Source organism: Pseudomonas citri (assembly GCF_025336485.1).
GTDB classification, from domain to species: Bacteria; Pseudomonadota; Gammaproteobacteria; order Pseudomonadales; family Pseudomonadaceae; genus Aquipseudomonas; species Aquipseudomonas citri.
Window position 1 is genome coordinate 1 of the sequence record NZ_JAODAB010000028.1, and the last position, 11,504, is coordinate 11,504.

Genomic DNA, 11,504 nt, shown 5'->3' on the forward strand with positions numbered 1-11,504 from the left:
AAGGAGTTTTCCGTTTCGACTGCGCCGGAAGTGGGGCGAATTATAGAGATCCAGAATTCGCCGTCAACACTTATTTTCAACTTTTACTCAGATTTCAGCGTGATACGCGCAAAAGCCTTCTTGCCGGCCTGGCATACATGAGTGGAGCCCAGAGCATACATATAAGCACGATCCACCACTTCGCCATCCACACGCACGCCACCCGAACCAAGGAGATCTCGTGCTGCGGCCGCATTCTTTACCAGGCCCGCCTTATTAAGAACAGCCGCGATAGGCATATCCTCGCCAGCAACCAGCTCGATCTCCGGCAGATCATCCGGCAGCTCGCCATCCTTCATTCTGTTTCCCGCCGCACGGTGAGCACTGGCCGCCGCTTCTTCACCATGGAACCGCGCAACGATTTCTTCAGCCAGCTTGATCTTGATGTCGCGCGGATTCGCTCCAGCCTCGACATCTGCGCGCAAGGCATTGATCTCATCCATCGAGCGGAAGCTCAGCAGCTCGAAGTAACGCCACATCAGCCCATCAGGAATAGAGACCAGCTTGCTGTACATGACGCCCGGCGCCTCCTGGATGCCGACATAGTTGCCCAACGACTTGGACATCTTCTTCACGCCATCCAGCCCCTCCAACAGCGGCATGGTCAAGATGCACTGAGCTTCCTGACCATACCCACGCTGCAGCTCACGCCCCATCAACAAGTTGAATTTCTGGTCGGTGCCGCCGAGTTCGACATCGGCACGCAATGCAACCGAGTCATATCCCTGCACGAGCGGATAAAGGAATTCATGGATGGCAATCGACTGATTGGACTTGTAACGCTTGTCGAAGTCATCGCGCTCGAGCATGCGAGCCACGGTGTACTGGGAAGTCAGACGAATGAAATCCGCCGGCCCCATCTGATCCATCCAAGTGGAGTTGAACGCCACTTCAGTCTTGGCCGGATCAAGAATCTTGAACACCTGAGCCTTGTAAGTCTCGGCGTTTTCGAGCACCTGCTCGCGCGTCAGCGGTGGACGCGTCGCACTCTTCCCACTCGGATCACCGATCATTCCGGTGAAGTCACCTATAAGGAAGATGACTTGATGCCCCAGCTCCTGGAACTGACGCAGCTTGTTAATGAGCACGGTATGACCCAAGTGCAGGTCAGGCGCCGTAGGGTCAAAACCAGCCTTGATACGCAAAGGCTGCCCGCGCTTGAGCTTTTCGACCAGCTCGGACTCGACCAACAGTTCTTCCGCACCACGCTTGATCAGCGCTAGCTGCTCTTCAACCGACTTCATAACAGACCCGCAAGGCTCAGATTCAAAGGGCCCCAACCATACAAGATCGCGCACCAAATACAAGGTTTGCCAGGCATACGGGCACCAATCCGCAGGCAGAGCGTCTGCAGGCTTGCTTCGCAGGGGTTTTGATTATATTTTATACAGTTATTTCATCTTCATCATGTCATTCATCTTTTCCAATTCAATTTTTCAAAAGCCAAATTATTTATGACCACAGAACCGTCTAAAGCGCCGCCGCTTTACCCAAAGACCCACCTGCTTGCCGCAAGTGGCATCGCAGCCCTCCTTAGCTTGGCGCTCCTGGTATTCCCTTCCAGTGATGTTGAAGCCAAAAAGACGACTCTGAGCCTTGAACTGGAAAGTCCCGCTGAACAACTGACTCAAGAACAAGACGCCGCAGAAACCGTTCAAGCCACAAACGAACCGGCGCCCTCCCCTTTTGCACAGATTGATGACAGCCCCAAGGACGCTACCGAGGCCGCACAGGCAGAGGCGCCTGTAGCACAAGAAAAGAAAGGCCCGGATCACCGCGAGGTGATCGTTGCCAAAGGCGATACTCTGTCCACGCTGTTCGAAAAAGTGGGCCTGCCCTCCACGTCTGTCCACGAGATACTGGCAAGCGACAAACAAGCCAAGCAGTTCACTCAGCTGCAACGCGGCCAGAAACTCGAGTTCGAACTCAATCCAGACGGACAACTGAACAACCTGCACACCAAGCTCAGCGATCTTGAGAGCATCACCCTGACCAAAAATGACAAGGGTTATGTCTTCAACCGCGTAACTGCCAAGCCCACCGTGCGCTCAGCGTACGTTCATGGCGTCATCAACAGCTCGCTGTCCCAGTCGGCGGCACGCGCCGGCCTTTCCCATAGTCTGACCATGGACATGGCCAGCGTGTTTGGCTATGACATCGACTTCGCCCAGGATATTCGCCAGGGTGACGAGTTCGATGTCATCTATGAGCAAAAGGTGGTCAACGGCAAAAGCGTCGGCAACGGCCCGATTCTTTCCGCGCGCTTCACCAATCGCGGCAAGACATACACCGCGGTGCGCTACACCAACAAGCAAGGCAACAGCAGCTACTACACGGCCGATGGCAACAGCATGCGCAAGGCGTTCATCCGTACGCCGGTTGATTTCGCCCGCATCAGTTCGAAGTTTTCCGCAGGCCGCAAGCACCCGATCCTGAACAAGATCCGCGCCCATAAAGGCGTTGACTACGCCGCCCCACGCGGCACTCCAATCAAGGCCGCCGGCGACGGCAAGGTCTTGCTGGCCGGGCGCCGCGGCGGCTATGGCAATACGGTGATCATCCAGCACGGCAGTACCTACACCACGCTCTACGGGCACATGCAGGGCTTTGCCAAAGGCGTGAAAACCGGCGGTACGGTCAAGCAAGGCCAGGTTATTGGTTACATCGGCACTACCGGCCTGTCCACCGGTCCGCACTTGCACTATGAATTCCAGGTCAACGGCGTCCACGTCGATCCACTTGGGCAGAAGCTGCCGATGGCCGATCCGATCGCCAAATCCGAACGGGCCCGCTTCCTGGCACAAAGCCAACCCCTGATGGCTCGCATGGATCAGGAAAAAGCCACCATGCTCGCCTCGAGCAAGCGCTGATCCATGGCGCTTTACATCGGCGTGATGTCCGGGACCAGCCTGGACGGCCTGGACATCGCACTGGTCGAACTGGCCCCGGCGATCAAATTGATCGCCACGCACTACATTCCCATGCCCGCCCCCTTGCGCACCGAACTGCTCGGTCTATGCAGCAGCGGGCCTGACGAGATTGCCCGCTCCGCCATAGCCCAGCAGAACTGGGTGAGACTGGCCGCCGAGGGCATCCACACTCTGCTTGATAAACAGACGCTCAAGCCCGAGGCGGTAAGGGCAATCGGCAGCCATGGCCAGACGATTCGGCACGAACCAGCCCGTGGCTTCACCGTGCAGATAGGCAATCCCGCACTGCTCAGCGAGTTGACCGGCATGACCGTCGTCAGCGACTTCCGCAGCCGCGACGTGGCCGCCGGCGGGCAAGGTGCCCCCCTGGTTCCGGCGTTTCACGAAGCCTTGTTCGAAGAGCGAGCCGGCAACCGCGCGGTATTGAACGTTGGCGGTTTCAGCAACCTCAGCCTGATAGCCCCCACAAAGGCCATTGCTGGTTTTGATTGCGGCCCCGGCAACGTGTTGCTCGACGCCTGGATACATCAGCAGCGGGGGGAGCACTTCGATCGTGACGGTCAATGGGCTGCCAGCGGACAGGTCGAGCCGAGCCTGCTCAAGGCGCTGCTCAGCGACCCATTTTTTGTTACCTCGGGCCCGAAAAGCACCGGGCGCGAAGTCTTCAACCTGCCATGGCTCATCCAACACCTGTCGACTCTGCCCACGTTCCCACCCGAGAACGTGCAGGCGACGCTGCTGGAACTGACAGCCCTGTCCATCATCGAGTCATTGCAAGGCGCCCAGTCAGACACGCAGGAGCTGCTGGTGTGCGGTGGCGGCGCGCACAACCATACGCTCATGAGGCGTCTGGCCGAATTGCTGCCGAATGCCAACGTCAGCAGCACGGCCGCGTATGGCGTAGACCCTGACTGGGTCGAGGCCATGGCCTTCGCTTGGCTGGCTCATTGTTGCCTTGAAGGCATTCCAGCCAATCGCCCCAGTGTCACCGGCGCCCGTGGTTTGCGAGTGCTCGGCGCCATCTACCCTGCCTGACCGCACCTTTAAATCCCACACAGCAAAACGCCGCAGGACCGTGAGGCACTGCGGCGCTTTTTTTTACTGGGACTGTGTCAGATCGAGAACGAAGATCCGCAGCCACAGGTCGTGGTGGCGTTGGGGTTCTTGATTACGAACCGCGACCCTTCCAGACCTTCCTGATAATCCACCTCGGCACCCGCCAGGTACTGGAAGCTCATCGGATCAACCACCAGGCTCACGCCTTCGCGCTCGACGATGGTGTCGTCTTCAGCCACGTCCTCATCGAAAGTGAAGCCGTACTGAAAACCTGAACAACCGCCGCCCGTTACAAATACGCGCAGCTTCAAACGATCATTGCCCTCTTCATCGACCAGGCTCTTCACTTTGTGCGCAGCACCGTGGGTGAATTGCAAAGCCGTGGGGGTGAAGGTCTCGACGCTCATGCTGAATATCTCCCGGCGTTTACGCCGCCATAATGCGTAATGGCAGGCATTATCCGCTTCTCCTAGAAAACTGGTCAACTATTTGAGGAGCAGCGGCAAGCCTGACACTGCAAGCCTGTAGCTTCAAGCTTGCAGTCTGTAACTGCCGTTAAGGCAACATACCCGCATGGGACAAGCCCAGGCGCTCATCCAGCCCGAACAGAATGTTGAGGTTCTGCACCGCCTGGCCGGACGCACCCTTGACCAGGTTATCGATGACCGACAATACCACCACCAGGTCACCGTCCTGTGGGCGGTGCACGGCGATCCGGCAAACATTCGCCCCCCTCACGCTGCGGGTTTCCGGATGACTGCCGGCCGGCATGACGTCAACGAACGGCTCATCGGCGTAACGCTTTTCGAACAGCGCCTGCAGATCCACCGAACGGTCGACGACGGTAGCGTAAAGCGTGGAGTGGATACCACGGATCATTGGCGTCAGATGCGGCACAAAGGTCAGGCCGACCTCCTTGCCCGCCGCCCGACGCAGCCCCTGGCGAATCTCCGGCAGGTGACGGTGCCCCTTGACGGCATACGCCTTCAGGCTTTCCGACGTCTCGGAATACAGCGAGCCCACACTGGCACCACGTCCGGCGCCACTGACACCCGACTTGCAATCGGCGATCAGACGCGAAGCGTCAGCCAGGCCGGCCTCGAGCAGCGGCAGGAAGCCCAGTTGCGTTGCGGTCGGATAGCAGCCCGGTACCGCGATCAACCGTGCCTGCCTGATTTTCTCGCGATTGACTTCCGGCAGCCCATAGACCGCTTCACCCAACAGATCCGGTGCACCATGGGGCTGGCCGTACCACTTGGCCCATTCGTCTGCATCTTGCAGTCGGAAGTCCGCCGACAGGTCGATGACCTTGGTCCCGGCGGCCAACAGTTCGCCCGCCAGGGCGTGGGCAACGCCGTGGGGCGTGGCGAAGAACACCACATCACACGCGCCGAGGGTCTTGATGTCCGGAACACTGAAGGCCAGGCCGTCGTAATGGCCGCGCAGGTTCGGATACATGTCCGCCACGGCCAGGCCGGCCTCGGATCGCGAGGTGATGACCACCACCTCTGCTTGCGGATGCTGTGCCAACAGACGCAGCAATTCGACACCGGTGTAACCCGTGCCGCCGACGATACCGACCTTGACCATAAACCTGCCCTCAACGAACCCACTGGAAAGCCGTCGATAATAGGGGCCGCGCAGCGCGGCGACAACCGCCAAGGTGACGTGTGGCCGCACGAACCTCTACTATCGGGCTACCGTGAATCTGGGAACAACTAAAAATGCTCTATCTGTGGCTCAAAGCACTTCATATTGTCAGCATGGTCTGCTGGTTCGCCGGCCTGTTTTACCTGCCTCGCCTGTTTGTCTATCACGCCCAAAGCGACGACAGCGTCAGCAAGGAACGCTTCAAGGTCATGGAGCGCAAGTTGTATCGCGGCATCATGGGCCCGGCGATGCTCGCGACCCTGGTGTTTGGCATCTGGTTGCTGAGCCTGAATGCAGGGGCGTACTTCACCCAGGGCGGCTGGATGCATGCCAAATTGACCCTGGTGGTGCTGTTGATCGGCTATCACCATATGTGTGGCGCGCAGCTCAAACGCTTCGCCCGTGGCGAAAACACCCGCAGCCATGTCTTTTATCGCTGGTTCAATGAAGTGCCGGTCCTGATATTGCTGGCTATCGTCATACTGGTCGTCGTGCGTCCGTTTTAGCGTATAGCCACATACACCCTCGGCGCATACATGGCCTACTGCGGAACACGCTTCATCGCCAGTACTGAAAGTCACGCGCCTGACACCTATAAAGAGACGTTGCTCACATCCGAAACCGCAGACATCGTGCATACTCCTAAGCTCTGCGGTGTACCGGCCAGCTTCATGTGCCAGAGCCAGGAAACCCCAACAGACACTTAACTTTCGAAGACAAGGATGCCGGGCATGAGTGAAACCCGTTTCAATATCGTATTCGACGGAGCCCTGATGCCGGGCGTCGATAGCACCACAGCCAAACTCAATCTCGCCGAGTTGTTCAAGAGCGACGTCAGCGCCATCGAGCGACTGTTCAGCGGGCGCAAGGTGGCCCTTAAAAGCAACCTGTCCCAGAACGAGGCGCAGAAGTACCTGGAAGCGCTGAACAAAAGTGGGATCGATGCACGCATCGAGGCCGAGCCATCCCTCCAGCTGAACCTCGGCGAGGTGCAGGAATCGCCTCAACGAGCGGGGGAATATCACCCCGACTCGATGACCGACCCGGTCTCCCCGTACGCCCCACCCCGGGCCCAGGTCGGCGAGGCACTTGCCGAATACGCCACACTCAAGCCATTCAGTTTTGACGGACGTATCGGGCGCCTGCGCTACCTGGCCTGGACCATGGTGTTGACGCTGGCCATGCTGCCGGTGCTCGGCCTGGGCTTCTGGTTCGCCATGGGCTCGATGATGGCCTCCAACAACTCGACAGCCGCGCTGGTCGTTGGCGGCCTGTTCGCAGTCATCATCCTGCTCGGCTTCGCCTTCGTGAGCATTCAGTTCAGCGTCCAGCGTTTGCATGACCTGGGTTGGTCTGGCTGGCTGTGGCTGGTCAACCTCGTGCCAGTGGTGGGTAGCGTCTTCCCGTTCGTGCTCATCGTTGCCCCGGGCAATAACGGGGCCAATCGCTATGGCCCGCCACCTCCGCCCAACAGCACCGCCGTCAAGGTTCTTTCGTGGTTGTGGGTCGTCTTGATCGCGCTGCTTTTCCTCGCCACCCTGGCCGGAGTGTTCAGCAGTCTCACGGAGGAATACGACGGCAGTTCCCTGAGCAGCTATGAAAGCAGCGAATCCAGCGGTGATGCCAGCGAAGAACCCGCTGCCGAAGCAGCCGAGTCGGCCTCGCCTTCTGTAGACTATGAAGAAGAGGAACAATAAGCGCGCTTCGTGCCGGTGACAGCCCAGTCCACCGGTGACGGGCTGTTGCGATGGAGAACTGCATGACCCGTTACGCCCTGATCACTGGCGCATCCAGTGGCATTGGCCTGGCCATGGCCGAAGCACTGGCACGGCGCGGCCGCGACCTGATACTGGTGGCTCGACAGCGTGATCGGCTGGAAAGCATTGCCATGGAACTGACTCAACGGTTTGGCGTGGAAGTGCTGTTCCGGGCATGCGACTTGGGGGAGCCGCTGAGGCTTTCGGGTTTTCTCCTGGAGCTTGAAGAGGGAGAACGGCAGATCGACCTGCTCGTCAACTGCGCGGGCATCGGCACCAGCGGGCCGTTCCTGGGCCAGGATTGGATGACCGAGCAGGACCTGATCGAAGTCAACATCCTGGCCCTGACCCGCCTGTGCCACGCAGTAGGCAACAGCATGGCACTGCATGGCGGCGGCCAGATACTCAACGTCGCATCGATCGCCGCGTTCCAACCCGGCCCCTGGATGAGTACTTACTTCGCCAGCAAGGCCTATGTGTTGCACTTCTCCGAAGCCTTGCGGGTCGAACTTAAGAAATGCGCGATCAAGGTCTCGGTGCTTTGCCCTGGCCCCACTCGGACAGGTTTCTTCGCCAGGGCCCAGCTGGATGAGCAGACATTCAACGACAAATCGATGATGAGCCCGGAAGAAATTGCGCTGTACACCGTGCGCGCACTCGATCGCAACCGGGCCATCATCATTCCCGGACGCCGCAATCGCTGGCTGGCCGCGCTGCCGCGACTGGGTTCGCGCTGGCTGGTGCGCAGCCTTTCGGGCCGGGCTAACAAGGCCCACTGTCCACATTGATCCCGGTGAGATTAAAAACCAGGCTTGCCGCCTCCGCCTTCAGTACACTCGACTTCGACTAACCCCATGGAGAAACCACTTTGGATACTCTGTTTACCAAGATCATCAACCGGGAGATCCCGGCGAAGATCATCTACGAGGATGACCAGGTCCTGGCATTCCACGACATCGCCCCGCAGGCACCCGTGCATTTCCTGGTTATCCCCAAGAAACCAATCCGCACGCTCAACGACTTGACCGAAGCCGACAAAGGCCTGGCCGGACACATCCTGTTCACCGCCCAGCGCCTGGCGCTTGAGTTGGGTTGCGAAGAAGGTTTTCGCGTGGTGATGAATTGCAATGAACTGGGTGGACAAACCGTCTATCACATTCATATGCATGTGTTGGGACAGCGCCAGATGCATTGGCCTCCGGGTTGATGGCCTTGACCCAGCACAAATCTTCAGCGGCCGATTGAGTTAGACTGGCCGCCGTGATTTTTCCCGGAGGTAAGCATGACTACCCAACGTCACTACTCGCCGATTGACCGTCTGCTGCTGCAAGCCGACGCCGCGATGCGTACGCTGTTGCCCTTCAGTGGCCAGCCATACCGTCCGTCGCCGGCGATCGTGCAGCCCGATGTGCAAATGAGTGACGAGCAAACCCGCCACGTTGCCGGGCTGATGCGCATCAACCACACCGGCGAGGTCTGCGCCCAGGCGCTGTATCAAGGCCAAGCGCTGACGGCGAAGCTGCCGCAGGTGCGTAAAGCCATGGAACATGCAGCCGAGGAAGAGATCGATCATCTGGTCTGGTGCGAACAGCGCATCCGTCAATTGGGCAGCCATACCAGCGTCCTGAACCCGCTGTTCTATGGCATGTCATTCGGAATCGGCGCGGTGGCCGGGTTGATCAGCGACAAGGTCAGCCTTGGTTTTGTCGCGGCAACCGAACACCAGGTGTGCAAACACTTGAATGATCACCTGGAACAACTCCCCGCCGAAGACGAAAAGTCCCGGGCAATCCTGGAGCAAATGCGGGTAGATGAAGAGCAGCATGCTGAAAGTGCGCTTGAGGCAGGGGGTTTTCGCTTTCCGGCTCCAGTGAAATTCGGCATGAGCCTGCTGGCCAAGGTCATGACCAAAAGTACTTATCGGGTCTGATTACCGTTATGGGTGGGAACCGTAGAGGTCTGCGCGGCGTTCCACCGACGGCATTAAAAAGGCGACAACCCAACGGTAGTCGCCCTTTTTTTGCCTGTTTTTCCAAGTCGCGTATCAACTGACGCAACCAGCGGCCATCGATTCAACCCAACTCGATGATTTCATAGTCATGAGTGATTTCGACACCGGCGGCACCGAGCATGATCGAGGCGGAGCAGTACTTCTCGGCAGACAGCTCGATGGCGCGCTTGACCTGGGCCTCTTTCAGCGCTCGCCCCTTCACCACAAAGTGCATGTGGATCTTGGTGAACACCTTCGGATCCTCGGTGGCCCGCTCCGCGTCCAGAAAGGCTTCGCAGCTTTCAACAGCCTGGCGAGACTTCTTGAGAATACTGACCACGTCGAAATTGCTGCAGCCACCCACACCCAGCAAGAGCATCTCCATCGGCCGTACGCCCAGGTTCCGACCGCCGGCCTCCGGCGGCCCGTCCATGACAACCACATGACCGCTGCCCGATTCACCGAGGAACATGGCTTCGCCAGCCCATTGGATGCGTGCCTTCATCGCCAAGACTCCATTGTTAAAAAATGGTCGCCAGCTTAGCACAGCGCTCTAGCAAGACAGCCCCCGCCTTAGGACGCCGGGCGTCTGTATGTAGGTAAATTCTCCAATCAAGTAGGGATACCTCTGTTAAGCTGGCGCCCCACGGCTGGCTTATGGCCAGCTTTTTGCGATGGCCATTCGCCCTAATAAGAAAATCAAATCAACGCATTGAGCAGTCTTTCGGGATACAACCATGGTTGCCATTACTCCCACACTCAAGATCAAGAACCTCGACAAACTGCTGATGCATTGTCAGCGTCGCCGTTATCCGGCCAAGCACAACATCATCTGCGCCGGCGACCGTTCCGACACATTGTTTTTCATCACCAAGGGTTCGGTGACCATCCTCATAGAGGACGACGAGGGTCGGGAAATGATCATCGCCTACCTTAACTCCGGCGATTTTTTCGGCGAGTTGGGGCTGTTCGAACAGGCGGGTAAGGAGCAGCAGCGCAGCGCCTGGGTGCGAGCCAAGGTCGAATGTGAAGTTGCGGAAATCAGCTACGCCAAATTCCGGGAACTGTCTCTGCAAGACCCGGACATTCTTTACGTGCTCAGCGGACAAATCGCACAACGCCTGCGTAATACCACGCGCAAAGTAGGCGATCTCGCGTTTTTTGACGTGACAGGACGAGTCGCCCGCTGCCTGCTGGAACTGTGCAAGCAGCCCGATGCGATGACTCACCCCGATGGCATGCAGATCAAGGTGACCCGCCAGGAAATCGGCCGAATCGTCGGCTGTTCTCGCGAGATGGTCGGGCGTGTGCTCAAGGATCTGGAAGAACGCAACCTGGTCAACGTCAAAGGCAAGACCATGGTGGTGTTCGGAACACGTTAAGCGTCGAGCAAACGGCTCAGCAAAGTCCGATACAGCGCCTCAAGCCGCTCCAAGGCGTCAGGCGCCTGGAACTTTTCATGCAAGGCAATGTGGCTCTCGGCGCGCACCCGCTGCTCCAGGCCGCACGCTTCATTGAAGCGATTGACCGCCGCGACCATGGACTCACGCTCGTTTTCCAACAGCAACGCACCATGGACCAAGCCCACCGGACGCTGTCCGCCCTTGCTCTGGCGCCAGCGTTGAGCAGTGCCGACCATTTTCCGGGCGTCGAGATTGACATTGAATCGCCCGTCGCAAAACGCGCCAGGCACCTCACCCAGCGACGCCACCCCGCCCAACTCATCCAGCAGTTGGCAGATAGGGTCGCATAGCCGCCGATACGCGGTTTCGATCCGTCCGTGATCGCCTTCGCTACGCGGTGGCGCATAGACCAGGGCGATATTGACGGTAGCGGCCGATTGCGGCACCGGTTCACCGCCGGTTTCGCGCAACAGGACTGGCCAGCCATGGCCGGCCGATACCTCGCAGGCGTGTTCGAACCCTGGCAAGCGACTCAAGCGACGCGGCATGACCAGCGCACGGTCATGGGGTTGCCAGAACAGCAGGCCGAACTCCGCGTCGCCCGCACAAATGCTGGCCAACAGGTCCTGTTCGGCTTGCAGGCCGGCTTCGACGGTCAAGGAAACCACTGGCGACATCG

General features: G+C 58.8%; 13 protein-coding genes and 1 pseudogene. 9 read left to right on the forward strand and 5 right to left on the reverse strand.

The window, feature by feature from the left end:
* Positions 1-83 precede the first annotated feature (83 nt).
* Complete coding sequence (gene tyrS, locus N4Q37_RS23400; RefSeq protein WP_260962098.1) at positions 84-1,283, reverse strand: tyrosine--tRNA ligase; 1,200 nt, start codon at positions 1,281-1,283, stop codon at positions 84-86.
* A 210-nt stretch (positions 1,284-1,493) separates the two neighbouring features.
* Between tyrS and N4Q37_RS23405 the strand changes: the two genes are divergently transcribed.
* Together N4Q37_RS23405 and N4Q37_RS23410 are read left to right on the forward strand one after the other, a co-directional pair.
* Positions 1,494-2,909, forward strand: a complete 1,416-nt coding sequence (locus N4Q37_RS23405; RefSeq protein ID WP_260962099.1) for a peptidoglycan DD-metalloendopeptidase family protein — start codon at positions 1,494-1,496, stop codon at positions 2,907-2,909.
* 3 nt (positions 2,910-2,912) lie between these two features.
* The gene (locus N4Q37_RS23410) at positions 2,913-4,004 is read left to right on the forward strand and encodes an anhydro-N-acetylmuramic acid kinase (RefSeq protein WP_260962100.1); all 1,092 of its coding nucleotides are present in this window, start codon (positions 2,913-2,915) and stop codon (positions 4,002-4,004) included.
* Between the two features lie 77 nt (positions 4,005-4,081).
* Here N4Q37_RS23410 and erpA read toward each other — a convergent pair whose 3' ends face one another.
* Positions 4,082-4,432, reverse strand: coding sequence for an iron-sulfur cluster insertion protein ErpA (erpA, locus tag N4Q37_RS23415; RefSeq protein ID WP_260962102.1), 351 nt, complete (start codon positions 4,430-4,432; stop codon positions 4,082-4,084).
* A gap of 148 nt (positions 4,433-4,580) precedes the next feature.
* Complete coding sequence (gene argC, locus N4Q37_RS23420) at positions 4,581-5,615, reverse strand: N-acetyl-gamma-glutamyl-phosphate reductase (RefSeq protein ID WP_260962104.1); 1,035 nt, start codon at positions 5,613-5,615, stop codon at positions 4,581-4,583.
* A gap of 134 nt (positions 5,616-5,749) precedes the next feature.
* On the opposite strand from argC, the gene hemJ reads away from it, so the two are divergent.
* The 6 genes and pseudogenes from hemJ to coq7 all read left to right on the forward strand — a co-directional run bounded on the left by hemJ (position 5,750) and on the right by coq7 (position 9,362).
* A complete protein-coding gene (gene hemJ / locus N4Q37_RS23425; protein WP_260962106.1) occupies positions 5,750-6,181 on the forward strand; it encodes a protoporphyrinogen oxidase HemJ in 432 nt (143 codons plus the stop codon).
* Positions 6,182-6,184: 3 nt separating this feature from the next.
* Positions 6,185-6,364: pseudogene (locus tag N4Q37_RS23430) on the forward strand (nitronate monooxygenase); the annotation flags it as partial.
* Positions 6,365-6,406: 42 nt separating this feature from the next.
* The gene (locus N4Q37_RS23435; RefSeq protein ID WP_260962108.1) at positions 6,407-7,372 is read left to right on the forward strand and encodes a DUF805 domain-containing protein; all 966 of its coding nucleotides are present in this window, start codon (positions 6,407-6,409) and stop codon (positions 7,370-7,372) included.
* 62 nt (positions 7,373-7,434) lie between these two features.
* Positions 7,435-8,220: an SDR family NAD(P)-dependent oxidoreductase gene (locus tag N4Q37_RS23440; RefSeq protein WP_260962110.1), complete on the forward strand. Its 786-nt coding sequence runs from the start codon at positions 7,435-7,437 to the stop codon at positions 8,218-8,220.
* Between the two features lie 80 nt (positions 8,221-8,300).
* Complete coding sequence (locus N4Q37_RS23445) at positions 8,301-8,639, forward strand: histidine triad nucleotide-binding protein (RefSeq protein WP_060743122.1); 339 nt, start codon at positions 8,301-8,303, stop codon at positions 8,637-8,639.
* A gap of 75 nt (positions 8,640-8,714) precedes the next feature.
* Positions 8,715-9,362: a 2-polyprenyl-3-methyl-6-methoxy-1,4-benzoquinone monooxygenase gene (coq7, locus tag N4Q37_RS23450; protein WP_260962114.1), complete on the forward strand. Its 648-nt coding sequence runs from the start codon at positions 8,715-8,717 to the stop codon at positions 9,360-9,362.
* A 142-nt stretch (positions 9,363-9,504) separates the two neighbouring features.
* Here the strand turns inward: coq7 and N4Q37_RS23455 are convergent, their stop codons facing one another.
* Positions 9,505-9,927: an OsmC family protein gene (locus tag N4Q37_RS23455; RefSeq protein WP_260962116.1), complete on the reverse strand. Its 423-nt coding sequence runs from the start codon at positions 9,925-9,927 to the stop codon at positions 9,505-9,507.
* A 232-nt stretch (positions 9,928-10,159) separates the two neighbouring features.
* Between N4Q37_RS23455 and crp the strand changes: the two genes are divergently transcribed.
* A complete protein-coding gene (gene crp / locus N4Q37_RS23460; RefSeq protein WP_260962118.1) occupies positions 10,160-10,804 on the forward strand; it encodes a cAMP-activated global transcriptional regulator CRP in 645 nt (214 codons plus the stop codon).
* Here the strand turns inward: crp and N4Q37_RS23465 are convergent.
* Positions 10,801-11,502: a lipoate--protein ligase family protein gene (locus tag N4Q37_RS23465; RefSeq protein ID WP_260962120.1), complete on the reverse strand. Its 702-nt coding sequence runs from the start codon at positions 11,500-11,502 to the stop codon at positions 10,801-10,803. The two genes, crp and N4Q37_RS23465, sit on opposite strands and share 4 nt — an antisense overlap.
* Positions 11,503-11,504 lie beyond the last annotated feature (2 nt).

Coding starts and splice junctions, on each gene's coding strand:
- tyrS (WP_260962098.1), bottom strand. CDS start 1,283: ATGAAGTCGGTTGAAGAGCAGCTAGCGCTGATCAAGCGTGGTGCGGAA.
- N4Q37_RS23405 (WP_260962099.1), top strand. CDS start 1,494: ATGACCACAGAACCGTCTAAAGCGCCGCCGCTTTACCCAAAGACCCAC.
- N4Q37_RS23440 (WP_260962110.1), top strand. CDS start 7,435: ATGACCCGTTACGCCCTGATCACTGGCGCATCCAGTGGCATTGGCCTG.
- N4Q37_RS23435 (WP_260962108.1), top strand. CDS start 6,407: ATGAGTGAAACCCGTTTCAATATCGTATTCGACGGAGCCCTGATGCCG.
- erpA (WP_260962102.1), bottom strand. CDS start 4,432: ATGAGCGTCGAGACCTTCACCCCCACGGCTTTGCAATTCACCCACGGT.
- argC (WP_260962104.1), bottom strand. CDS start 5,615: ATGGTCAAGGTCGGTATCGTCGGCGGCACGGGTTACACCGGTGTCGAA.
- N4Q37_RS23410 (WP_260962100.1), top strand. CDS start 2,913: ATGGCGCTTTACATCGGCGTGATGTCCGGGACCAGCCTGGACGGCCTG.
- crp (WP_260962118.1), top strand. CDS start 10,160: ATGGTTGCCATTACTCCCACACTCAAGATCAAGAACCTCGACAAACTG.
- hemJ (WP_260962106.1), top strand. CDS start 5,750: ATGCTCTATCTGTGGCTCAAAGCACTTCATATTGTCAGCATGGTCTGC.
- N4Q37_RS23455 (WP_260962116.1), bottom strand. CDS start 9,927: ATGAAGGCACGCATCCAATGGGCTGGCGAAGCCATGTTCCTCGGTGAA.
- N4Q37_RS23465 (WP_260962120.1), bottom strand. CDS start 11,502: ATGTCGCCAGTGGTTTCCTTGACCGTCGAAGCCGGCCTGCAAGCCGAA.
- coq7 (WP_260962114.1), top strand. CDS start 8,715: ATGACTACCCAACGTCACTACTCGCCGATTGACCGTCTGCTGCTGCAA.